Here is a 23,839-nt window from a genome sequence, read left to right as displayed (position 1 = left end):
TGTCTACATTTCATTTTACATGGAAAACATAAAAATATACAAATAAATCCCACTCGCCCCCCCTTGAGATTGTTTGACTCATTCGATATAATAAATAGGAACGTTTGTTCTATTTATAAAGAAAGCAGGCTTAGACATGACGAGACTATCAAGAGTACAGCTTCAAATGATGGAACAGGCCATCTTTCTTCCTATGGTCATCTCCATCCTCAATCGTGATCTGACACACTTAAAACAACATCAAACATTTAAATTAAATGAACCATACATTCAGCTTGTGACCTCTGTGTTAAAGGAAGCACAGAAAGCACTTTATGAACTGAAGCAGCATTTACGTAAAGAAAGTATGAAAGTACAGCAAATTGAACACGATGAGGGATTTACAACGTACCTATTTATCATAAATGGCTATGAAGAAAAGCATAAATACTTTAATCCGCGTATACGTCACCGGGTAGAGGAACTGCTGACTCGATATTTTCTCCAACAAACAAATGAACTATAGGCTGAAATGCGGCGCGGTACCCATGCAAAAAAAGCCTGCCGCGGCGGCAGGCTCCTACTTATTTATGATAATTCAAGCTGTTTTCTCAGCTCTGTTCTGACTTCGTTTAATTCTGGTCCATCTAACTCAAAATAATACACATTCCCAGGCTGATAATCATGACCCTTTAGCTGAATGGTATCTACTGATTTCAATGAGCTCAGTAATGGAAAAAGACCGATGAACTGTTTCATGGAAAGATTGGTTGAGACATTATCACCAAGCGTATCAATGATGTTGTCGTATGACGGGATCGAAGAAATCGATTTAGATTTTTCAAAGATGGCTTGAAGTGCTTCCATTTGGCGCTTTCCGCGCATGAGATCACTGTCTGCTTTTCTCGTTCTCACAAAGGCTAAAGCTTCTTCGCCATTCAGTCTATGAGTGCCTGTCTGCACTTGAACTTTTCCTTTTGAATCCTTTTCCATCTGCTTTACGATGCTCTCATCTTCAATCGTTACATCAATTCCATTTAGCTCATCCACAATGTCTTGAAATGCTTTAAAGTTCCCTGAAATCACATAGTCTACAGGAATGTTCAACAAGTTTTCGACCGTTTTGACTGACAAATCTGCACTCCCAAACGCATGGGCGTGAGCAATTTTATCATATCCTCTTCCCGGTATATCCACATAGGAATCACGAGGAATACTGAGAAGCTTAATGGTTTTGTCTGTTCGGTTCACCGCCGCCAGTAAGACCGCATCACTTCTTGCTTCGTCTACCGTTTCACCTGGACGGCTGTCAATTCCAAGAAGCAGCACCGAAAAGCTGTCTTTTCCCGGATCAAAAGCTTTCACACGCTTTTGCGAGGTGTCTCCTCTTTCTAATGATACTTGGGCCTTATTCGACGCTTTTGAAATTTTATAATATGCGTATCCAGTCACGGACACTGCCATCACCATGACAAATGCCATGATAAACAGCACGGCTTTTACCCAAGGCCTTAGTCTTCTTTTTGATCTTGTTTTTTCTTTCATCCTTTCCGAACCCTCACTCTATCTTAGTCTATCAATGTAGGTCCCACTATAACATATTTTGATGAAAGTTTCCTTCATACAACATATTTTTATGAATCCACAATCTTAAACTTCAGACAGCTCACAGCTCACCTATTTACAAATTTAAATCAAAAAACAGCCTGCGGCTGCGGCTGCTTTTTCCATCATGATTGAATATCAAATTGAAATTGTCCCTTCAGTTCTTCTTCTGCTTCTTGAAATAACTGACGCAAGCTCTCAGCATAATCGCCAAGAGCGTCTTTGCTCGTTTGAAAATTCACCCATGTCAGTTCTACTGGAAGATTCACCTCTCCTGTTAAACAGTCCCAAAGAGCATCAAGGTTTTTCCCGTAATAATCAGGAAGGTGTAAAATGGTTTTTAGCTGATCATGAAGCTCTTCTTGTGACCTGCAAACTGCGCCGTCCAGCTGCACTTTTTTCATGTTCATCTTCCCCTCTCCTCTCTATATTTTAAACGAATTGGAGGAGAAAGAGAAAGATCGACACCTTACTTTTGTTTCTGTCTGACACCTGAGATGAATAAAATGAGGCAGGCAGCCACAACGAGTAAGAAAAAGAGGATTAATACGATCTGAGTACCGTAAATATCAGCGAAGAGGCCAACAAACACACTTGGAATACCAAGACCTAAATAAGCAAACAAGTAATAGCCTGCAACGGCTCTAGCCGCCTCTTTTTTCCCCCGCTCAACAATGAGCTGAAGTCCACCTAAATAAGTAAATCCATAGCAGGCAGTACCCGCCAGCATCGTTCCGGCAAGCACAAGGAAGATAGATCCGCTGTTTGCACCGTATAGCAAGAGGCCATATCCGCATGGAAGACATATAAACCCCAAAAGAAGCGCTGTGCTGCTATTCATCTTACGCACAAAGGGCTGCATCAGGACACCTGCCATATTAATCAAAAAGAGCGCCGGTCCTACCCACAATTCATAACCATTTAATTTAAGCTGTGCTGGCAAAATTGAAATGACAAGGCCGCACACCGACCACGCGATAGCAATGGCTGCATTCGCCGACATTGTTCCTTTTGGAAATCTTGGCATATTCATCATCGGTTTACCTGAATCTCCTTGGACAGGCGGCACGAAAAAGAAGACACCCACAATAGTTAAGAATAAAAAGGACAGCACAATCCAATAGCTAAGCGGCGTGAGGGACACACGCTGAAAAGAAAGAAGTGCTGTAAAAAGAGCACCACCCCCAAATCCAACCGAGCTGCATAATGCAATAAAAGTTGGAATCCAGCTTGATTTCTCAGGATATAAAGCAATTAAATATGCGGTGCATGTTCCAACACTAAGACCAAGACCGACACCTTGCAGCAGCCGGGCAGCAAAAAGCATCTGTATGGAAGGATGTACAATCATCAACAAAGTGGCACATAACGAAAAGCTAAGCGCAACCAATAAAATCGGTTTGCGTCCAGCCCGGTCAGAAATACCGCCAAGAAAAAGCAAAACTGGAATGAGACCGAAGACATACGCGGCAAATACAAGTGCTGTTGCCGCCTTTCCGTACCCTGCTTGTTCTGCATATGCCGTATAAAGGGGCACTTGCAGATTGACAGCAATCGTAATCATAAAAAGACCAAGTAAAACGAAAATAAACGGGATCATGGATAAGTGTGCCGTTTCTTCTTTGGATGCTGGGATCATTTGACTCTCTCCTCTATATCATTGCATATGAGAACAGTGTACACACCATTTGGCTTACTTCCTACATCCAAAAACGGCACTATTGACCAGTCCATAATTCCGTGTCATCATCATCTTATGATGTGAAAACGAGAGAAGGTGCACAATGTATATTCATTTAGACCGTTCAAGCGCTACCCCGCTCTGGCAGCAAATCGTAAATGAGATCATTCAAAAAATTCATTCACAAAAACTGCATCCTGACGATCAGTTAACACCGACAAGAGTGCTCGCACAGGAGCTTAATGTATCAAGATCAACCGTCCAGCTTGCCTACGATGAACTGCTGGCAAGAGGCTACGTCAGCACATCTAGAAGAGGCGGTACAAAGGTCATTTCAAGTGATCAATATACAGCTTCCCCTCCCCATCAAAGTGAACCGCCTTTCCCACCTCCGATAAGACCTCACTTTGAAGAAGCTGAAAAACAAATGGATCATTGGCTGTCAGCCAATCAATTTCATGAGAAGCTCGATATTGATTTTCGTCATCAGGAACCGGCGATCGATGACCACTTTCAAAACATATGGAAACGCTCGCTCATGAAAGCATTACAGCGATTAGACATGAAGAATTGGGGCTATTCCTCCCCGCATGGATTATGGGAAGTGCGTTCAGAAATACGCCAATATTTATCTGTTGAGCGCGGGATTGAAGTAGAAGAAGATCAAATGGTGTTAACAGGTGGCACCCAGCAAGCCATTGATTTGATTTCACAGGTATTGCTTAAAAAAGGGGATACAGTAGCTGTAGAAGATCCAGGTTTCCCTGGGGCAAGGCTGTCGTTTATGCATCGCGAAATGAACATTCACCCCGCACCAGTTGATGAAGAAGGAATGGTGGTGAATACATTGCCCCACCGAACAAAACTGATTGCTGTGACGCCCTCCCATCAGCGTCCAACTGGAGTATGTATGAGTGTAAACAGAAGGCAGCAGCTGCTAAAGTTTGCTGTCAGCCATCAGTCTTATATATTAGAGGATGATTTTGATGGAGATTATCGTTACCATGGCGGGCCGCTCCCTTCCCTATTTTCAGAAGCACCCGAGCATGTGATTTACATCTTAAGCTTCTCAAAGGTGCTGGCGCCTGGCATCCGCCTTGCTGCCATTATCGGCACCAAAGCAGTCATAAAAGAAATTGCCGCACTGCAATCACTCATTCAAAGACAGCTGCCCATTATGGAACAAATCACACTCGCTTCTTTTTTCAAAGAAGGAGAATTCACGCGGTATGTCAGGCGAATGAGACAGCTCTATAAAAAAAGACAGGCTGCCATGATGGAAGCCCTTTTGGCACATCAATTTGACAAACACTTCCGTATCTATGGAACCGATACGGGCCTTCATGTCTTTTTAGAAGGAGCACCAGACTTTGATGAAAAAGGAAGCATTGAAGCAGCAAAGGCAGCTGGCGTTGGCATTTATCCCTTAAGTCCTTATTGTTTTGAAAGCAATCGAAAGGGATTACTGCTAGGATTCGCCTGTACGGACGATAGCATGATTCAAGAGGGCGTTCGCCGTTTAAAGAAAATACTGCACATCTAAAAAAGCCTGGAAGTAAACCTTCCAAGCTTTTTTAGGATGATTGCTGAATCTGACCTACTTCTTCAATAAATGCGGCTGTCTGCTGCAAGCCATCCTGAAAATCATGGGTAGCGGATATAAACAGCTTTTCTTGATCGGGATGCTTCAAGAGCTTCTCCACCTTACTAACCCCTTTTTCAAATGAAGCCAGGCCTGTCTTTAATTGTTGATCGGCCTTTTGATAAGCGGCTGGAACTTCTTGATGATCAAGCCCTTTTTGAATCACACGATCAAATGCTTTCGTCGCTTCTGTCAATTTTTTATTTGTTTGAATTTTTCCATGTCCATCTGAGATAAACTGATCGGTCATCTTTTCATATGATTCATTTAACTCATCCATATAAGATTGAACCCATTGTTCATAAGCAGCTTCTTTTGCGTCTTGTTTTGAAGGCGATTGACCTGCTTGCTGACAGGCTGCTAGTAATGTCACTGTTAGGATAAATAGCAGCACCAAATGTGATTGTTTTTTCATACAGAGCCTCCATTTCTTCATCCCACTCGTTCATATCGGTCAAATATAAGCATCCTTTACTACATAAAAATACTTCGCAAGAATTGATTTCTTTTATTGTAACAGACAAGCTCGTGTCACTTCTGTGATTTATGAATAAATAGATGAAAATACGTCTAAGGATTCACATTTCCCTGTCATTTCCCAATACAACCAATAGACGACGAGACATACGTATTTGGTTTCAATGAATTCATCTTTATGATGTATGTCCCCCTTTTTACATTGCATGAAGTCCATATGAGATAAGAGGTCCAGCGGCTGCTCTGCCGCTGGCTTTTGATTAATATCTGTTACGAAGCTCCCTTAATATAAAATCGTATACGAGATTGAGCTGCTGTTCCTTTGGATACAGCATAAATTCTTGTTTCTTAGGAAGACCTCCATCAAGACGATCTTGAAATTTCGTTCGGAGATATGCTGTTCGGTGCACCTGACTCTCAAATGATTTATATGAGACATCAAGTTTGATGGTTTGCTCATTTGTAAAGGTGACCACCGTGTCTCCGAGGGATGATTCCTGGAAGGTATGAATGTATTTGTGGGAGATCCAGCCGCACTGAGGACGGTTGGATGAATAGGTTGGGAAGAAATACAGATGGTTGGATGAGTCAATCACAATTGGGGGTTTGTGAGAAATTCCTGTTACTTCGTATGTTCCCGCCTTTCTGCCTGCATAGCTTGAGCCGAAGAATCTGCAGCTGCGTTCAATAATTTGCAGGGGCTTTAATTCAACATAAAAGCTTGTCTCTCTTTCGATGACTTTTGAATATACTCTTTTTCCTTCTTCAACTGAAAGGACCGCCATTGTTGTTTGATTAATGACATATGAATCTAAAGGTGTTTCACTAATTCCTGACACTTCATTTCCTCCTGTGTTAATATTTGGTTATTTAAGATACTATTAATCTATCACCAACATATAAGAAACGACAGGATTTTTTCAAAATTTATTAAAAATCATCTTTTTATCATATTTTTTAGTCCATTCGATCTATCGAAAAGCTTTTTTTAAAGATATATCACATTCTGTCGATTGGACAAGTGATGTCGATTCTGCTCAAAAATAAATTGTCTAAAAATTATAAATTCTTGTTGATTTTTTCTTCGCCAATCCATATACTATAAAAAAGGCATCGGGGGGATTCTTTATGAAAGAGAAAAAAACGTATGCTGAGCTCATGAAGTCCCGCAACACCCAAAAAACCGAAGAAAACGGCGTCACCATTTTAGACATCTATATTCAAATGGTTTTAGATGAGGCGCTTTATAAACAGCGCTTAACCTTCCTAAGAGAAGAGATTGATAAGGCACTGGATCAGCGTGATAAAAAGCGATTCAATGACTTGTCAGCTCAATATGCAGAACACTGCTTACATCAATCATGATGATTTTACTTGCGGCAGAGAGACAGCAACTTGTCTCTTTACCGCAAGTTTTTTGTTTATCCATTTAAAATGGTTCCGCCATTCACATGGAGCATTTGTCCATTCATATAAGATGAATCTTCACTTGCTAAAAATAAATAACTCGGTGCAAGCTCTACTGGCTCACCAGGACGCTCCATTGGGACATCCCCACCAAATTCAGAGACTTCTTTTTCCGTAAAGGTTGATGGAATCAGCGGTGTCCAAATGGGACCCGGTGCTACCCCATTCACTCTAATCCCTTGTTTAATGAGCGATAAGGATAATGATCTCGTAAATGTGACGACCGCCCCTTTTGTAGATGAATAATCGATCAATGTTTCATGCCCTTTATAGGCGGTGACAGATGCTGTATTAATAATACTGCTTCCTTTTTTTAAATGAGGAAGAACAGCCTTTGTTAAATAAAACATGGCAAAAATATTCGTTTGAAACGTCCGAAGAAGCTGATGCGAGGTAATTTGCTCAATGCTTTTTTGCGGATGCTGTTCCCCGGCGTTATTCACCAAAATATCAATGGAACCAAACGCATCTTTTGTTTTTTTGACGACCTCATTTGAAAAAGCCTCATCCCCTAAATCACCCGCAATTAAGATGACACGGCCTCCCGCTTTCTCAATATAGTCCTTCGTCTCCTCGGCATCGCGATGTTCACTTAAGTAAACAATGGCGACATTGGCACCTTCTTTCGCAAATAAGACAGAGACTGCTCTTCCAATCCCGCTGTCTCCACCTGTCACAATGGCTGTTTTTCCCGCTAACTTTTTGTCCTGCACCTCACGATCAAAGACAGGTCTAGGGTTCATTTTATATTCAAGACCAGGACGTTCATTTTGGTGCTGAGGCGGCAATGTTTTCTTCGGCTGCTTTGTTGACACGTTAGTCCACTCCTTCCTTTTATCTTGTTTATTTTTATGTGCTGGCTCCTTTTTTATGTATGACGCCCTTGTTTCATTACAGATGTATGATTTTCATCATTGTGGAAAAATTATACACAACAAGTTAAGTGGAGGCGACAACATGGAACAAGAACATAAAGGAATGGAAGAGGCAAAATCGTTATGGCTGTCGGACAGCCGGAAGCATTCTTTTCCTTCTGTCAATGAAGATCTCACAGCAGATGTGATCATTGTCGGCGGCGGTATTACCGGTATCGCTGCGGCGTTTGAAATGACAGAGCGAGGATTAGATGTGATCATCATTGATGCCGAACAATTGCTGCAAGGCACGACCGGACACACAACGGCTAAAATCACCTCACAGCATGATGTGTACTATTATGAGCTGATTCAACAAATTGGCATGCCAAAAGCACGTTTGTATGTAGAAGCAAACGAAAAAGCAAAAGACCTCATTCAAGCTCGTATCAAAGAGCACGACATCGATTGTCAGCTAGAGATAAAAGATGCGTACCTTTATACAAAGGAAGAAAGCGGTGTAAAAAAGTTAAAGAAGGAATTAGATGCCTACAAACAGCTTGGTATTGACCGGGAATGGAAAACAGAGCTTCCTTTTGACGCTGACATCAAAGCAGCCCTTGCGATGACCAATCAGGCACAGTTTCATCCCCTTCATTATCTCAATGCGCTAATCGACAAGCTCCTCGAGCGAGGTGTACGTATCTTTGAACAAACAACCGCTATTGATGTAAAAGAAGGAAACAGGCCTGCTGTCGTCACAAAAAACGGACATCATCTGACAGGGCGCTACATCATTTCATGCTCACACTTTCCTTTTTATGATGGGAAAGGACTTTACTTCACCCGAATTCATCCAGAACAATCCTATGTCGTAGCAGCCAAAACGACGAAGCCTCTCCCAGACGGGATGTACCTCGGAATTGATCAGCCTGCTCACTCTTTAAGAACGGCAGAATGGCACGGCGAGGAAGTTGTCCTCATCGGAGGAGAAGGTCATAAAACAGGACAAGGCGGAGATGAATCCGCTCACTATGAAGGACTAGAAACGTTTGGAGACGCCACCCTTGGAATTGAAGAAGTGCTGTATCGCTGGTCGACACACGATATGGTCACAATGGATCAAATCCCTTACATTGGCCGCCTGACCAAACACCACCAGAATATCTTTGTAGCGACCGGCTTTAGAAAATGGGGCATGACCACAAGCCACGTGGCTGCTACTCTTATCGGTGATTTAATTGAAGGAAAATCGAATCCATACGAATCAATTTTTACGCCATCAAGACCTGTTACTGACTCTTTCGTCAAAGATTTCATAAAAGAAAATACCAATGTCGCTGCCAAGCTGATCAGTGGTAAATTCAAACGAACTGATCAAACAATCGATGATTTACAACCAGGCGAGGGCGGCATTATCTCGTATGAACATAAAAAGTGCGGCGCCTATAAATCAGAGGATGGAAATGTCTTTCTTGTCGATACCACGTGTACTCACCTAGGCTGCGAAGTCGCTTGGAATAATAGTGACCGCACTTGGGATTGCCCGTGTCACGGTTCACGTTTTTCTATTACTGGAGAAGTAGTAGAAGGCCCTGCTAAAAAACCACTAAAAAGGTCGTATAAAGAACAGTAAAATTTCACTCTTCCCCTTTAAAAAATCCAATATTATCCGATAAAAAACATAAAGTCTGATATTTGTGATGATTATGGGGGGACAAACACATTGTTATTTAAAAAAGAACCGAAAAGAAAAAACACTGCTTTTTTCACAGAGCAGGATGATGGGATAAAACGAATCAATTTCTCGAACAATACGGACATCGCTAAACAAATCAAAATGATCGACCTGACGCAGCATGACCTATTGATATTAAAGCAGCTCAATTCAATTGTTCAGGATGATATTGCACATATCGTTGATAAATTTTATAAAAATTTAGAAGTCGAGTCTTCCTTGATGCATATCATTCAAGACAATAGTTCTGTCGATCGTTTGAAAAAAACACTCCGCATTCATATTAGCGAAATGTTTGCAGGTGTGATTGACGAAAACTATGTGGCAAAACGCATTAAAATTGCGCAAGTTCATTTACGGATTGGACTCCAGCCTAAATGGTACATGGCCGCATTCCAAGACCTTCTGCTATCAATTATGGATTTATTTGCAAACCATATCCAAGATTTCAAAGAATATCAGACAGCAGTCAAAGCGACAACGAAAATTTTAAATTTAGAGCAGCAGCTTGTCCTAGATACATTCCAAAATGAATATTCTAAAATTCGTGATGAAGCAGAAGAGCAGCAGCAGGAGCTTCATACAAAAATCACGGAAACGTCAAATTCGCTTGCTTCGCTCTTCTCAAACACAACAAGTGCAGTTGACAAGCTTGTCTCAAAATCGGATGAGATGGCGGACATGTCACAAGCTGGAACACAAATTTCAGCACAGGTTGAAGAAAAATCAATCGGCGGTAAAAAAGAATTAGAAATTCAGCAAACACAAATGAATCAAATTGACGGCAGCATGACAAAAATTGAAACAGAAATTAAGCGCCTTGAAGAAATCGCTAAACAAATTGAACAAATCTTTGGGATCGTTACAAGTATTGCAGAGCAGACGAACTTGTTATCTTTAAATGCCTCAATCGAATCTGCACGAGCAGGTGAACACGGAAAAGGCTTTGCTGTCGTTGCAAACGAGGTGCGCAAATTATCAGAGGACACAAAGAAAACGGTTTCAACTGTATCTGAACTCGTTAACAATACCAATTCACAAATCGCCATTGTGTCCCAGCATATTGCGGACGTGAACTTACTTGTGACAGACAGTAAAGAAAAAATGACTCAAATCAATTCACTCTTTGATGATATCGTCAGCAGCATGAACTTAAGCAAAAACCAAAACGGAAAAATTGAAATTGACCTTCAGACCTTCCTTAACGAATTGAAGGAAGTCAAACAAACGGTGTCTCAAGTCGCAAGCTCCGTCGAATCCTTAACTAGCCTGACAAATCGCTAATACAGCCTTTTTTCTTCTGCTTTAGTATAATAGAAGAAAAGATAGAAAAGGCGGGATTTGATTGACAACAATTTGCCTAGTCAGACACGGGGAAACAGATTGGAATGCAGCGAAACGAATTCAAGGACGAACAGATATCCCTTTAAACGACACAGGTAAATGGCAGGCTGAACAAACTGGACTTTACTTAAAGGATGTCCATTGGGATGTTGTCATTTCCAGTCCACTCATAAGGGCAAAAGAAACGGCACACTTGATTTTAAATCATGTCCATGCCCCACTTGTCATCATGGATGATTTCATTGAACGAGATTACGGTGACGCTGAAGGCATGTCGTTTGAGGAACGTCAAAAGCTGTTTCCAGATAAACAGTATCCAAATATGGAACCACTAGAGACGATTCAAAACCGAATGTTAGAAGGAATTGAGAAAGTCAGAGCAGCCTATCCAGATCAACATGTGTTGATCGTGGCTCACGGTGCTGCTATCCATGCTTTACTCACCACTTTGGCTGATGAACATATGGGTCTACAGAACACGAGACTTGTCAATGCTTGCTTAAATTATGTGGAATGGTCAGATGGTAAATGGAAGGTTCGTGATTATAATGTGGTCAGCCATTTAACTCAATCTACCCCTTCTTAAAGAGCCTGTTATCTTAGCAGGTTCTTTTTTATGACAAAAACAATGATAAAATAATATTTTTTTATATCGAAATTCGAAATAGATGCTAGACGATTCTACCTATTTTATGGCTTTTCGGGTATCGAATATTTAACTAGAAATGGATCATGAGAAAAAAAGCATACTCCCTTTTTAATAGATCATCGCTGAAATGATAGAATAAACATATTTTACCACCAGTTCCAAGTGACTTAATTCCCCAATTTTCGCTAGGACTTTCACAAAAATTCAGGTCTACTCTTATTTGCCTACTTCCCTTAAACTGAATATACAGAATAATCAAACGGATCATTCTATTAGACTACGGATGATTATTCTGAAATAAGAAAAAAGGGATGTGGAATGTGCGTGAAAAAGAAAAATGTGATGACAAGTGTTTTATTGGCTGTCCCTCTTCTGTTTTCAGCAGGGTTTGGAGGCTCCATGGCAAATGCCGAGACGGTCTCCAAAACAGATAGTGAAAAAAGCTATATTGTTGGTTTTAAAGCCTCTGCCACCACAAACAGCTCTAAAAAACAAGCTGTCATTCAAAATGGTGGAAAACTAGAAAAACAATACCGCCTCATTAATGCTGCACAAGTGAAAATGTCCGAACAAGCCGCCAAAAAACTTGAACATGACCCTAGCATTGCTTACGTAGAAGAAGACCATAAAGCAGAAGCATATGCACAAACCGTCCCTTATGGAATCCCTCAAATCAAAGCTCCAGCTGTACACGCTCAAGGTTATAAAGGTGCTAATGTCAAAGTAGCTGTCCTTGATACTGGAATCCACGCTGCACACCCTGATTTAAATGTTGCAGGCGGTGCGAGCTTCGTCCCTTCAGAGCCAAATGCCACCCAAGACTTTCAATCACATGGAACTCACGTAGCTGGAACCATTGCTGCCCTTGATAACACAATTGGTGTACTCGGGGTCGCTCCAAGCGCTTCCCTATATGCTGTAAAAGTATTAGACCGTTATGGCGACGGACAATACAGCTGGATTATTAGCGGTATTGAATGGGCTGTAGCCAATAATATGGATGTCATCAATATGAGCTTAGGCGGACCAAGCGGTTCAACAGCGCTTAAAAATGCCGTTGATACAGCGAATAACCGTGGAGTCGTTGTTGTGGCGGCAGCAGGTAACTCTGGCTCTAGTGGCTCTAGAAGTACAATTGGCTATCCAGCAAAATATGATTCTACAATTGCCGTTGCCAATGTAAACAGTAACAATGTCAGAAATTCATCTTCTAGCGCAGGTCCAGAATTAGATGTTTCTGCACCTGGTACTTCTATTTTAAGTACAGTACCAAGCAGCGGATACACATCTTATACTGGAACATCTATGGCGTCTCCTCATGTAGCAGGAGCAGCAGCGCTTATTCTTTCTAAAAACCCGAACCTAACAAATTCACAGGTTCGCCAGCGCTTAGAAAGCACAGCGACACCGCTTGGTGACTCATTCTATTACGGAAAAGGGTTAATCAACGTTCAAGCGGCTTCTAACTAACCAAGTGTGATAAAAAAAATCCGGCTGATCCAGCCGGATTTTTTTATTACTGCTTTTTAGGCGGCTTCTCTTTTTCCGCCGCTTTTTCCATATCCATGATTCTCTCCATCATGGTTGGGTGTCCATAACGGAAAATCTTCACTAGAAACGGTGGATTCACCTGGGACAATCCTGATTTTGCAAGTTTTTGAAAAGACGTTACGCCCGCCTCCCCGTCTTTTGTCATGTTCACCGCATATTCATCGGCTGCCCGTTCTTGATGCCTTGACACTGCATTTGTAAAAGGTGAAGCTGCAAATGACAGCATCGATACGATGATTAAAAGAAGCGGAAGAGCAGCAATGTCGTGTGACACCTTCAGACGAAATGTGGCTGCCCCTTTTTGATAAAGATAAAAATAAAGACGATCGATCGCAAATAATCCGGCCAATGACAGCACTAAATATCCTGCTAATCCAATATAAACATGTTTCATGACGTAATGTCCCATTTCATGCGCCATGATAAATAAAATTTCGCGGTCTTTCAGCTTTTGAAGTGTTGTGTCCCATAAGACAATACGCTTATTTTCACCAATTCCTGTGACATAAGCGTTCATCGTGTTCGTTTTCTCAGACATATTGACCTCATACACATGATCTGCCGGAATATGCGCTTTGTCTGCAAGCGTTAATATCTTCTTCTCAAGCGCTTGATCCTTTAGTGGATAAAAATTGTTATATAACGGATCAATGACGACCGGCTGTATAAAGAAGAGAAACAGCGTAACTGGGACTGTCAAACACCACGCATACAGCCACCAGCGTTTTCTTCTCTTTTGAATCAGCCAAAAAAACACAATTGCACAAAGGGCAAGGAGCGGATATTGAATCCAAAAATCCAGTGTTTGATCTTTCAACCAGCTTGCCGTACTTTGTGCAGATACTCCGTAGTGTAAAGACAGCTGATAGCCAATCCACTTAATTGGGAATGAAATGAGCATTGTTAGAAACGACAGCACAAACACGTACACAAGTTTGCTTAAAAACGTGAAACGAGCTGCTGCCAGGCTCCAGTCTGCTATTTTCCGTGAAAACCCTGAAATGAGCAAAAGGAAAAAGACATACCAATCTAATGGGATGGTTATGAAATACAGCAGGTTCCGTATGTTCGAGAAATTCTCGCTGATCGCAAGCTCATGACTTGTCATAAAAGTATGCGGATCTGCACTTGTCCCTTTTACGCTTTCAGGTACCGATGAATCCCCCATTAGAAACAAATATGAATAAATAAAAAGACCGTACAATATGTATGCTACCGTTGCAAGAGCTACCCATTTACGTACTCGCACAGGTCAGCCTCCTTTCCATTCCTCTCTCTATTCTAATCACTCTTTTTTTCGTTTAGAACCTGTCTCATGTGGCTCCATCATAGCATGCCCCATCTGAAAAAGCTTTCGCGAAAAAAATGATTATGCGACTCAAAAATCGGAGAAGCTACATGTATAACAGTGAGTTGGAGGATCAAAATGAAGAAAATCCTTGCAGGAGTTGTGATTTTGGGACTTTTATTCATCACCTTCTTTTATGTGTTCAGCCGGACGAGCGAAATCTTTGATGAGAATAGAGCAGAAAAATTGCTGCTCTCGCCAGCGAATGAAGCCATCTCGTATGAAATAGATGATAAGGACACAGCAGAAGATCTAATTGAAGAATTAAATAAAGGCAGACAAACAAGCAATCATCTCAAGAAAAATTTAAAAAAGCCCGATTATATCGCCAAAGTGATGTTCGGACGAACAAACGGCACCACCTTTCAGCTTTGGACCGACCGATCACAAGTCGTTTTTTTAGTTGATGGAACGTTTTATGAACTGAATCAAAAACAGTCGAAATCTTTTCAGAAACAGTTAAAAGAAGCCATTCAAAAGAGCTAAAATGATCTTTTTATCCCTTTGTCTTCTTTCGGCGTGAGATGCGAGGATTTGTCTACATGCTAAGGGAGCCTCCTCATCAGAGACTCCCTTTTTTTATTTACTTTCTTCTGCTTGATACTTTTCCTTTAGCGCTCTTCTTAAAATTTTACCTGTTGTGTTTTTAGGAATATCATCTATGAAATGGATCGTTTGGGGCTGCTTATATTTCGCTAAATAGCGTGAACAATGTGTAATGATGTCTTCTTGATTGATGTGAGCATGTTTCTTAGGGGAAATGTAACAGACGACTGCCTCTCCTGTGTTTGGGTCTGGCACACCGATGACAACGGCTTCTGCTACAGCTTCATGTTGATAAAGTACCTCTTCTACTTCTCTTGGATACACATTATAACCGCCAACAAGAATCATATCCTTTTTCCGGTCGACAATATAAATATATCCTTCTTCGTCTCTTCTCGCCAAATCGCCAGTATACAGCCAGCCGTCTCTTAGTGCAGCTTCCGTATCTTCTGGCATTTGGTAATAGCCTTTCATGATGTTCGGCCCTTTTGCTATCAGCTCTCCGACTTCATTTGGACCGACTTCTTCTCCTAGTTCATTCACTATTTTATTCTTCACATTCATAATGTCAGTCCCGACAGAACCTGGTTTTCTTTTTCCGTCAAGAGGATTAAATGCAGTCACTGGTGATGCCTCTGATAATCCATAACCCTCAAGCACCGTAACACCGAACTTTTTCTCAAAGCCATGAAGTAAGGCAACAGGCATGGAGGCACCGCCTGATATACAGATCCTCACAGATGCCATCGCTTTATCATGCCCCTCCTGGCGGTACAAATAGTTATACATGGTGGGCACACCAACAAATAGCGTTGGCTTCTCTTTTTCCATCATGCGCAAAAGCTCTGAAGGGCTGAAATGCGGCAAGACATAAATCGTCGCACCATGAATCAACGGTGCATTCATGCAGACTGTTAAACAAAAAACATGGAACATTGGCAAAGCGGCAATGACCTTGTCCTTTTTATCAATCGATAAATACTCAGCGACATCTCTAGCATTTGAATAAAGGTTGAAATGAGTCAGCATTGCACCTTTTGGTTTTCCTGTCGTGCCAGATGTAAATAAAATAACAGCGGTATCATCTGGCTGAATGGAAGGATGTACATTCTCATTCGCAACACCTGACACAAGCTTTCCAAAGAAAACAAGTCGATCAGATACTTCCTTGAAGCTTGATCTGCACGCCGATTCATTTTCTGCACAAATGATGACTCTTTCAATGGACGGAAGCTGCTCATACACCTGCTCGTACACTGGCAGAAGCTGTTCAGGCGCCACAATACCTTTTACATCGCCTGTGATGAGCATATACCCAATTTCACTAGGTGTATATGTTGGGTTAATAGGTACTACGACAAGCCCTGCCTTTAATGCGCCAAAAAAAGAAATGACAAAATGCGGTGAATTTCCTAAAATAAGCGCGATATGATCCCCAGCTTGAAACCCTTCGTTGACTAATCCATCTGCAAAACGCTCGATACTTGTCATCAGCTCTCGATAGGTCCACTTCTTTCCTTCAAAGATCAGTGCGATATTTTCTCCCTTCGTCATCGCCGTCTGCTGAAGATTTTTGATCAAATCCATTCTCCCACCCCTTACATGTCATCAATGAATGAATGAATGACCATTCATTTTATGGCCGAACATTCCTCCTTTCTATTATAATAGACAATCGAAAAAATCCACAAGATCAAATGTAAATCGCTTTCATTTCCTTCAATCAAAAAAGCACCGCTATCTCTAGCCGTGCTTTCACGCGATTAATAAATCAAATCAAGAAAATCCTCTTTTGATACGTTGCCGAAATAGTGGCGCATATCCATATCTTCTAAGACGTCACTGATCGTTTTACGATCATATTGCTGTCCAATGAGCCGCTTCTCAATATCGGCAATATCCCCTACGCCAAAGAAATCACCAAAGATTTTGCAATCCTGGATCATCCCTTTTTTCACTTCTAATCGCAAATCAATGGAGCCTGCAGAGAATCTCTTAGAATGCTGTAAATTAAATTTCGGTGAACGGCCATAGTTCCATTCCCATTTTTGATAGCGATCTCTGGAAATCTCGTGAATCTTTTCCCAATCCTTTTCGGTCAGGCGATATTGAGGCACGTTCCCATTTGTATCAAAAATGTAGCTTAAAAGAATTTTTCTAAACTCTTCTGTTGTCATTTTTTGATCCATCAGTTCACTGATATTGGCAACCCTGCTTCTAATCGATTTGATGCCTTTTGATTCTATCTTTTCTTTTTTCACATTTAGAGCCGAAACGACATGTTCAATCTCTGAATCAAATAGCAGCGTGCCATGGCTGAAAATACGTCCTCTTGTTGCAAATTGGGCATTTCCAGAAATTTTACGTCCATCTGCCATGATGTCATTTCTGCCGCTCAATTCAGCTTTAACACCTAGCTTTTCAAGCGCTTTGATGACTGGTTCTGTGAACTTTTTAAAGTTATGGAAGCTGTCCCCATCATCTTTTGTGATAAAGCTGAAGTTTAAGTTTCCTTTGTCATGGTAAACTGCACCACCGCCGGATAAGCGGCGCACGACTTTGATTCCGTTGTCTTCCACATACTTCGTGTTGATTTCTTCTATTGTATTTTGGTTCTTTCCAATAATGATTGACGGCTGATTGATGTAAAACAGCAAATACGTTTCTTCTGGATCTAAATATTTTAAGCAATATTCTTCAATTGCCAAGTTAATCATTGGATCATAATGTTGTTCGTTATCGATAAACAGCATCTCTATCTTCCTTCCTTGTTCCATCTAAGCCCTGAATGGGCAAGCTGTATATTGCCAGTATATAACGCCTGTGCTTCATTGACTAGGTCTTTATGACGACCAAAATGGGGCAGATGGGTGATGATGAGTTCCCCAACATTTGCTTCCTTTGCAATCTTCCCTACCTCTATACTGTTCATATGTCCAGCACCTGATCCATCCTGTCCAGCGTAAAAATTGCTTTCGGCTATAAGCAGATCTGCTCCCTTGCTAAATGGAATAAATGCCTCCTGATAGCTTGAGTCTGCTGTATACACGACCACAGCATCCTCTGCCTGAATTCTCATAGCATAGCATTCTGCCGGATGAACCGTTTTCAAAAAATCAATTTGAAATGGTCCAAGCTGAATCCCTTCTTCTGGCTGATAAGGCTTTGCCTTTGTATGTACATCATCAGAAATCCGTCCAAATGCTTCTTGATCACCAGTATGTCCATAGATCGGAAGCGGGCCGCTGCTTTTTCCTAAATGATATCCCACTAGCTTCGCATATTGGAGTGGTCCGATATCTGCAATATGATCGTGGTGATAATGAGAAAGGAGAACAGCATCTAGTTCTTCTATATCAATGTATTGCTGAAGCTTTGAAAGAACACCGCTTCCGCAGTCTACAAGGAGCCTGAAGCCATTTGATTCAAAAAGGTAGCCTGATGTCGCTTCACCTGCTGCCGGAAACCCTCCATAGCATCCAATTACGGTTAATTTCATCGTCATTTTCCCTCCTTTTCTAAAAATCCCCTTCTTACAATATACCCATTTTTCATGGAAAAAGCATTCTTCTTGCCTATTGTTACAAAACAGATTGACAAATATTAATCTGTTATAATACAATGATAGCAACAAAACGTATTGGAGGATGACAAATGCTAGGAAAAATCACAGAGTTTTTTAGAAATTTGCCCTCAAAGAAATGCACAAAATGTGGAAATGATTTAATGGAACAGCACGAGTGTTACGGTAATGAATGTGAGGAATGCTCACAAGTAAGTTATCTTAAATAAGGAAATAAATTGAATAAAAAAGCACTTTTTCCCTCCTCCGTCAGTTGGAGTCAAAAGTGCTTTTTATTTTTTCTGAAAAATAGGTAAAAAGGTAAAACCCTTGTCACAAAAGGGTTTTTTGGTATTTTTATATGATGAGTTTTAGTTCTGAAGACACTTTTTATTGACTAAAAACAATGAAGGAGGTTCTAAATGTCTATTTTTTCTAACAATTTTGTATTTTCTTAATATAATTTTATCGTGGACGAACCTCTTTAATTTTAGTTATACTTTAATTCATATATTAAAACTTAATATGATGGGAATATTCCTTTAATGAATATGTTAGGGAGGAAATCTATGAAAAAATTAAAATTTGGATTGGCTACTCAAATCCTAATCGGTCTTATTCTCGGTGTCGTTGTTGGGGCAATCTTTTTCGGTAACCCAGGAGTCGAGACATACTTAAAACCAATTGGAGACTTCTTCTTAAGACTCATTAAGATGATTGTCATACCAATTGTCGTATCCAGCTTAATTTTAGGTGTTGCAGGTGCGGGTGATGGTAAAAAAGTAGGGAAACTAGGTTTTAGAACCATTCTTTATTTTGAAATTATCACAACATTTGCGATTATCCTTGGCCTTGTCCTAGCAAACTTTGTACAGCCTGGTGCAGGCGTTGACTTTGGACATGCGGAAAAACAAGATATTAGCCAGTATGTTGAAACGGAAAAAGAGCAAAGCAGCAAATCAGTTGCTGATACGTTCCTTCATATCGTTCCAACGAACTTCTTCCAATCATTGGCGGAAGGTGATTTGCTTGCGATTATTTTCTTCACTGTGCTGTTTGCACTTGGCGTTTCAGCGATTGGGGAACGCGGTAAACCAGTGCTCGCCTTCTTCGAGGGTGTATCACATGCCATGTTCCATGTCGTTAATGTTGTGATGAAAGCTGCACCATTTGGTGTATTCGCACTCATTGGTGTGACCGTATCAAAATTTGGTCTTGAATCTCTTATTTCATTAGGTAAGCTTGTAGGTCTTGTTTATTTTGCGCTCGCTCTCTTCCTTATCGTTGTATTCGGAATTATCGGAAAGATGATTGGCGTCAATATTTTCAGATTTCTTGCTTACATGAAAGACGAAATGCTTCTTGCCTTTAGTACATCCAGCTCTGAAACAGTTTTACCAAGAGTCATGGATAAAATGGAACGCATCGGATGTCCAAAAGGAATTGTTTCGTTCGTTATCCCAATCGGTTATACGTTTAACCTGGATGGCTCCGTCTTGTATCAAGCCATTGCTGCGCTTTTCCTTGCACAGGTATATGGCATTGACCTCACGATCGTCCAGCAGCTTACACTTGTTCTTGTACTGATGGTAACATCTAAAGGAATGGCTGCCGTTCCTGGTACTTCATTTGTTGTATTACTCGCGACATTAGGAACGATCGGTGTACCTGCTGAAGGTCTTGCATTTATTGCAGGTGTGGACCGTATCATGGATATGGCACGGACTGTTGTGAACTTAACAGGAAATGCACTTGCAGCTGTTGTGATGTCTAAATGGGAAGGGCAGTATGACCCTGAAAAAGGACATCGCGTGATGACAGGACAAGAGGTACCCGAGCCAACACAGCTTTCAAGCTAATGAAAAAGAACCCCATCTATCGGGGTTCTTTTTTTATGCTGTGATTAATGGTGATTGAACATAGTGATAAAGAAGATCTGCAGTATGGACAAGTGAATCTTCATGTGTTCTTTCAAAGGCATGCGAGGAATCTATACCAGGACCAATCAGTCCATGAATGATATCATGCCCTGCTCTAATGGCTGCTGATGCATCAGAGCCGTAATAAGGGTAAATATCAAGGCGGTAATCAATGTTGTGCTCTTCTGCTAATGCAGCTAAATGCTTGCGTAATCCATAGTGATAAGGGCCGCTCGAATCCTTTACACAAATCGATACACTGTATTCATCTGTTGACTGACCGTCACCAATCGCGCCCATATCTACAGCTAGATATTCCACCGTTTCTTCTGGAATATTCGAGTTCCCGCCGTAGCCAATTTCTTCATTATTAGAAATTAAGAAGTGCGTCGTATGCGGCAATGTGATATTTTCCTTTTGAATTCTGTGGATGAGCCGCAAAAGTAGCGCCACACTTGCCTTATCATCCAGATGTCTTGATTTAATAAAACCTGAAGACGTCACTTCCACTCTCGGATCAAATGAGATAAAGTCCCCTACTTGAATGCCAAGTGCTTTGACATCGTCTGCATCTTTCACCTTTTCATCGAGACGAATCTCCATATTTTCTTGGTTTCGTTTCGCTTTTCCAGCATCCGCATAGACGTGCACGGATGTTTGATGCATAAGAATGGTCCCTGTGTATGTATGGCCTGATGCTGTTTCAATTTCACAATATTCGCCTTCAATTGAGTTATACTGAAAGCCTCCAATAAGTGCTAGACGAAGCCGTCCATTTGATTTAATTTCCTTAACCATCGCACCGAGCGTATCGACATGCGCTGTCAGCATGCGATGTTCTTTGTCATCTGTTCCTTTAATGGTGGCAATTAATCCGCCTTTTCGATTTCGTTTTGTCTCAATGTTCAAATCTTGTAAAAAACGTTCAACAAAGCCGATCACTTTTTCTGTATTTCCTGATGGACTTGGGATTGATACAAGCTTTTGAATCAGCTGAACGGTTTCATTTACTTCAGTAGTCATTCGGCATTTCCTCCTTTGTCTGAAAGCAATTCCTTCCATGTATGCCTTTTTCAGCATCTCTTCTTAAAATATATCGCTTCAGGTTCGAGATGTCTAATTTCAAATGAAAAATCCTTCCTCTATTAAAGAGAAAGGATTCATGGATTAAACTTCGTCCTGTTTCATTTTTCTTACGTTCCAAGCAAAGTATGCTGTTGTTGCCGCCATCATGATGATCGCAACTGTACCAAGGATCGCTGCTTGGTGCCATAAATAGCTGTCATCACCGCTTGCAATGATCGTTCTAAATCCGTTGATTGTATACGTCATTGGAAGCAGACTGTGAATGACTTGGAAGAATTTCGGCACAAGCTCAAGCGGGAATGTACCAGCACTTGCTGCGAGCTGAAGAACCAAGATGATAACAGCAATGAAGCGTCCTGGGTTCCCCATTGTTGTCGCCAGCAGCTGAATGATCGCTAAGAATGTCAGACTGACGATAATCGCAAAGAGATAGAAGCGCCAGAGGCTTTCCACCTCAAGACCGAGCCCAAAGATGAGCAAGGAGCTTGCAATAACTGCTTGCAGGATACCGACAAAAAAGAGCACACTATATTTGCTGAAAAACCATTCAAACGCATTTCTAGGGCGTCCAGCAGGGTCTTTCATTGGGAAGACAACGGTGAGCATGAGAGCCCCTACAAAGAGTCCCATCGATAAAATATAAGGTGTGAGTCCTGTACCATAATTATCAATCTTTTTCGCTGTATCATTTTCTGTTTTCACGGGACTCGCAATCATATTGTAATTGTCTTGACCCGCATCAATTTCTCCTGTTTCATCAGCGGCGCTTTTTAATTTATCGGACAGCTTACCTGTTCCGCTCTTTAAATCTCCCAATCCTTTATCGAGTGATTTTGAGCCTTCAGCAAGCTTAGATGTGTTGCTTTGGATATTCGTTGAACCACTTTCCAGCTTATTTAACGCTGCGCTTAGCTGGCTTGAACCATTTGCAAGCTTATCTGCACCACTTTTCGCTGTATCAAGCTTTCCATTTGCTGTTTGCAGACCATCTTGTAATTGGCCTTGACCTGTTTGAAGCTTCAGTGCACCTTGATACAATTTATTCGTACCAGATGTCATTTGATCAATCGCATTTTGTATCGCGACTGTAGATGTGTACAGCTGTTCTGTTTTCTGTGGCAGCTGTTTGACTTGCTGCAGCTGAGCTTTTGCAGAAGCAACCGCAGATTGAACCTCACTTGCATCAGGCAGTTCCTGCAAGGCCGCTAAGCTTTGTTCAAGTCCAGACAGATCAGGGAGTTCGATTTTAGGCAGACTGTCAAGCTGATCCATTGCCGCCTTTTTCTCTTCATCTGTCATTGAGCTGTTTTGGATAATGCTTTTTACTTTAGCATCTCGATTCGATAACGCTTCTTTTAATGAAGCAAGTTTTGTACTAAACGTTTTTGCGTCTTTTTTCACCTGATCGAGTTTAGGCGCCATCTTTTCAAGATTCGCTAATTCTGGTGATGACAAGACTTTTTCTACTGCTTCAATTTTTTCTGAAAAGGATTGTGCTTTGTTGTTTAGCTGCTCAATGCCCGCTGTGAATTGCGGCATTTTAGAAGCGAGCTGCTGATGGCCTTCCCGGCTTGTGTTTAACCCTTCAGTCAATGTATCAATTCCTGAACCAAGCTCTCCAAATTTCTGATCGATGGTTTGATAGCCTGTTAAGAGCTGGCCAAGTCCGCTGTCAAGAGATTGTATCCCTGTGTTCAGTTCACCCATTTTACCAGCAAACTGATGAACACCTTCGCTATAGGTTAACGTTCCTTCAGCCAATTTTGCTAAATTGTCTTTTAACTTGTTACTGCCATCTTTTGCACTTTTTGTTCCGTCATCAATTTTCTTCGCACCATCGCTTGCTTGATCTAAGCCTTTTGCAATCGTTTTGAAGTTATCAAAAATGACCTCTGCGTAATTTTTTGTGACTTCCTTTGAAACCGAATCTTTTAATTTGATAATGGCATTATTCGCAATTTGTGACGCCGCATAGTTGGCGCCTGGATTCGTATAATATTTCAGATTCGATTTTTTTGGATGTTTATCAAGGACTGTACTTGCATTTTTCGAGAAATCCTTTGGTATTTCCACGACGAGATAATAATCCTCGTTATTTAATCCCTTCACTGCCTTTTCTTCACTATCAACAAAGTTCCATTTGAAATTATCGTTTTTCTTTAATTCCTTCACTAAATCATCGCCGACATGCAGTGTTTTCCCGTCATAGTGACTGCCTTCATCCAAGTTGACCACTGCTACAGGCAATTGATCGACTGTACCATATGGATCCCAGTACGCTTTTAAAAATACGCCACTGTAAATCAGCGGAATAAATAACACAGCGAAAATCGGGATCAGTAGTTTTTTGCTCGTCACAATGTCTTTCCATTGATTCCGAATTAAATTCAT

The 23,839-nt window shown here is 41.1% G+C and carries 22 protein-coding genes and 1 pseudogene; 11 read left to right on the top strand and 12 right to left on the bottom strand.

Going from position 1 to position 23,839, the window contains the following annotated elements; all coding sequences use genetic code 11:
• Positions 1 to 136 precede the first annotated feature (136 nt).
• Positions 137 to 505: a hypothetical protein gene (locus NST59_RS05260; RefSeq protein ID WP_059374641.1), complete on the top strand. Its 369-nt coding sequence runs from the start codon at positions 137 to 139 to the stop codon at positions 503 to 505.
• Positions 506 to 567: 62 nt separating this feature from the next.
• Here the strand turns inward: NST59_RS05260 and NST59_RS05255 are convergent, their stop codons facing one another.
• From NST59_RS05255 to NST59_RS05245, 3 genes are all read right to left on the bottom strand, one after another.
• On the bottom strand, positions 568 to 1,524 hold the full coding sequence (locus NST59_RS05255; protein WP_106025302.1) for an LCP family protein: 957 nt from the start codon (positions 1,522 to 1,524) through the stop codon (positions 568 to 570).
• A 185-nt stretch (positions 1,525 to 1,709) separates the two neighbouring features.
• Positions 1,710 to 1,988, bottom strand: coding sequence for a barstar family protein (locus NST59_RS05250; RefSeq protein ID WP_106025362.1), 279 nt, complete (start codon positions 1,986 to 1,988; stop codon positions 1,710 to 1,712).
• Positions 1,989 to 2,053: 65 nt separating this feature from the next.
• On the bottom strand, positions 2,054 to 3,223 hold the full coding sequence (locus NST59_RS05245) for an MFS transporter (protein WP_106025303.1): 1,170 nt from the start codon (positions 3,221 to 3,223) through the stop codon (positions 2,054 to 2,056).
• A 145-nt stretch (positions 3,224 to 3,368) separates the two neighbouring features.
• On the opposite strand from NST59_RS05245, the gene pdxR reads away from it, so the two are divergent.
• Positions 3,369 to 4,808, top strand: coding sequence for a MocR-like pyridoxine biosynthesis transcription factor PdxR (gene pdxR / locus NST59_RS05240; protein WP_106025304.1), 1,440 nt, complete (start codon positions 3,369 to 3,371; stop codon positions 4,806 to 4,808).
• Positions 4,809 to 4,839: 31 nt separating this feature from the next.
• Here the strand turns inward: pdxR and NST59_RS05235 are convergent, their stop codons facing one another.
• Both NST59_RS05235 and NST59_RS05230 read right to left on the bottom strand, forming a co-directional pair.
• Complete coding sequence (locus NST59_RS05235) at positions 4,840 to 5,322, bottom strand: hypothetical protein (RefSeq protein WP_341040370.1); 483 nt, start codon at positions 5,320 to 5,322, stop codon at positions 4,840 to 4,842.
• A gap of 322 nt (positions 5,323 to 5,644) precedes the next feature.
• Complete coding sequence (locus NST59_RS05230) at positions 5,645 to 6,223, bottom strand: competence protein ComK (RefSeq protein ID WP_039177625.1); 579 nt, start codon at positions 6,221 to 6,223, stop codon at positions 5,645 to 5,647.
• Between the two features lie 289 nt (positions 6,224 to 6,512).
• Between NST59_RS05230 and NST59_RS05225 the strand changes: the two genes are divergently transcribed.
• The gene (locus NST59_RS05225) at positions 6,513 to 6,749 is read left to right on the top strand and encodes an IDEAL domain-containing protein (protein ID WP_247544382.1); all 237 of its coding nucleotides are present in this window, start codon (positions 6,513 to 6,515) and stop codon (positions 6,747 to 6,749) included.
• A 56-nt stretch (positions 6,750 to 6,805) separates the two neighbouring features.
• Here NST59_RS05225 and NST59_RS05220 read toward each other — a convergent pair whose 3' ends face one another.
• Positions 6,806 to 7,666, bottom strand: coding sequence for an SDR family oxidoreductase (locus NST59_RS05220; protein ID WP_024425480.1), 861 nt, complete (start codon positions 7,664 to 7,666; stop codon positions 6,806 to 6,808).
• A gap of 142 nt (positions 7,667 to 7,808) precedes the next feature.
• On the opposite strand from NST59_RS05220, the gene NST59_RS05215 reads away from it, so the two are divergent.
• From NST59_RS05215 to NST59_RS05200, 5 genes and pseudogenes are all read left to right on the top strand, one after another.
• Positions 7,809 to 9,341, top strand: a complete 1,533-nt coding sequence (locus NST59_RS05215; protein WP_212043318.1) for an FAD-dependent oxidoreductase — start codon at positions 7,809 to 7,811, stop codon at positions 9,339 to 9,341.
• Positions 9,342 to 9,431: 90 nt separating this feature from the next.
• A pseudogene (locus NST59_RS19155) lies at positions 9,432 to 9,971 on the top strand (protoglobin family protein); the annotation flags it as partial.
• A 144-nt stretch (positions 9,972 to 10,115) separates the two neighbouring features.
• Positions 10,116 to 10,727: a methyl-accepting chemotaxis protein gene (locus NST59_RS19150; RefSeq protein WP_412676751.1), complete on the top strand. Its 612-nt coding sequence runs from the start codon at positions 10,116 to 10,118 to the stop codon at positions 10,725 to 10,727.
• Positions 10,728 to 10,788: 61 nt separating this feature from the next.
• Positions 10,789 to 11,373: a histidine phosphatase family protein gene (locus NST59_RS05205; protein ID WP_047202360.1), complete on the top strand. Its 585-nt coding sequence runs from the start codon at positions 10,789 to 10,791 to the stop codon at positions 11,371 to 11,373.
• Positions 11,374 to 11,760: 387 nt separating this feature from the next.
• Positions 11,761 to 12,906: a serine alkaline protease SapB gene (locus NST59_RS05200; protein ID WP_341040362.1), complete on the top strand. Its 1,146-nt coding sequence runs from the start codon at positions 11,761 to 11,763 to the stop codon at positions 12,904 to 12,906.
• Between the two features lie 46 nt (positions 12,907 to 12,952).
• Here NST59_RS05200 and NST59_RS05195 read toward each other — a convergent pair whose 3' ends face one another.
• Positions 12,953 to 14,236 (bottom strand): M48 family metallopeptidase, encoded by a 1,284-nt coding sequence (locus NST59_RS05195; protein WP_106025308.1) that lies wholly within the window; start codon positions 14,234 to 14,236, stop codon positions 12,953 to 12,955.
• A 177-nt stretch (positions 14,237 to 14,413) separates the two neighbouring features.
• Between NST59_RS05195 and NST59_RS05190 the strand changes: the two genes are divergently transcribed.
• Positions 14,414 to 14,821, top strand: a complete 408-nt coding sequence (locus NST59_RS05190) for a hypothetical protein (protein WP_058838804.1) — start codon at positions 14,414 to 14,416, stop codon at positions 14,819 to 14,821.
• A 93-nt stretch (positions 14,822 to 14,914) separates the two neighbouring features.
• On the opposite strand, the gene NST59_RS05185 is transcribed toward NST59_RS05190, so the two are convergent.
• From NST59_RS05185 to NST59_RS05175, 3 genes are all read right to left on the bottom strand, one after another.
• A complete protein-coding gene (locus tag NST59_RS05185; RefSeq protein ID WP_106025309.1) occupies positions 14,915 to 16,468 on the bottom strand; it encodes a fatty acid--CoA ligase family protein in 1,554 nt (517 codons plus the stop codon).
• Positions 16,469 to 16,644: 176 nt separating this feature from the next.
• Positions 16,645 to 17,634: a lipoate--protein ligase gene (locus NST59_RS05180; RefSeq protein WP_106025310.1), complete on the bottom strand. Its 990-nt coding sequence runs from the start codon at positions 17,632 to 17,634 to the stop codon at positions 16,645 to 16,647.
• Between the two features lie 2 nt (positions 17,635 to 17,636).
• Positions 17,637 to 18,380 carry an MBL fold metallo-hydrolase gene (locus NST59_RS05175; protein ID WP_341040356.1) on the bottom strand — a complete coding sequence of 248 codons (744 nt, stop codon included), beginning with the start codon at positions 18,378 to 18,380 and terminating at the stop codon, positions 17,637 to 17,639.
• A gap of 155 nt (positions 18,381 to 18,535) precedes the next feature.
• Between NST59_RS05175 and yhfH the strand changes: the two genes are divergently transcribed.
• Positions 18,536 to 18,673 (top strand): protein YhfH, encoded by a 138-nt coding sequence (gene yhfH, locus NST59_RS05170; RefSeq protein ID WP_008359029.1) that lies wholly within the window; start codon positions 18,536 to 18,538, stop codon positions 18,671 to 18,673.
• 339 nt (positions 18,674 to 19,012) lie between these two features.
• A complete protein-coding gene (locus tag NST59_RS05165; RefSeq protein ID WP_106025312.1) occupies positions 19,013 to 20,302 on the top strand; it encodes a cation:dicarboxylate symporter family transporter in 1,290 nt (429 codons plus the stop codon).
• 33 nt (positions 20,303 to 20,335) lie between these two features.
• On the opposite strand, the gene NST59_RS05160 is transcribed toward NST59_RS05165, so the two are convergent.
• Together NST59_RS05160 and NST59_RS05155 are read right to left on the bottom strand one after the other, a co-directional pair.
• Positions 20,336 to 21,385: a M42 family metallopeptidase gene (locus tag NST59_RS05160; protein ID WP_039177610.1), complete on the bottom strand. Its 1,050-nt coding sequence runs from the start codon at positions 21,383 to 21,385 to the stop codon at positions 20,336 to 20,338.
• Between the two features lie 144 nt (positions 21,386 to 21,529).
• The gene (locus NST59_RS05155; protein WP_059376286.1) at positions 21,530 to 23,839 is read right to left on the bottom strand and encodes a YhgE/Pip domain-containing protein; all 2,310 of its coding nucleotides are present in this window, start codon (positions 23,837 to 23,839) and stop codon (positions 21,530 to 21,532) included.

The sequence above is a fragment of the Bacillus sp. FSL R5-0439 genome, from assembly GCF_038008805.1.
In the GTDB taxonomy this organism is placed as follows: domain Bacteria; phylum Bacillota; class Bacilli; order Bacillales; family Bacillaceae; genus Bacillus; species Bacillus safensis.
Note: the sequence above shows the minus strand (reverse complement) of the source record. Positions and strands in the feature narration are given on the sequence as shown.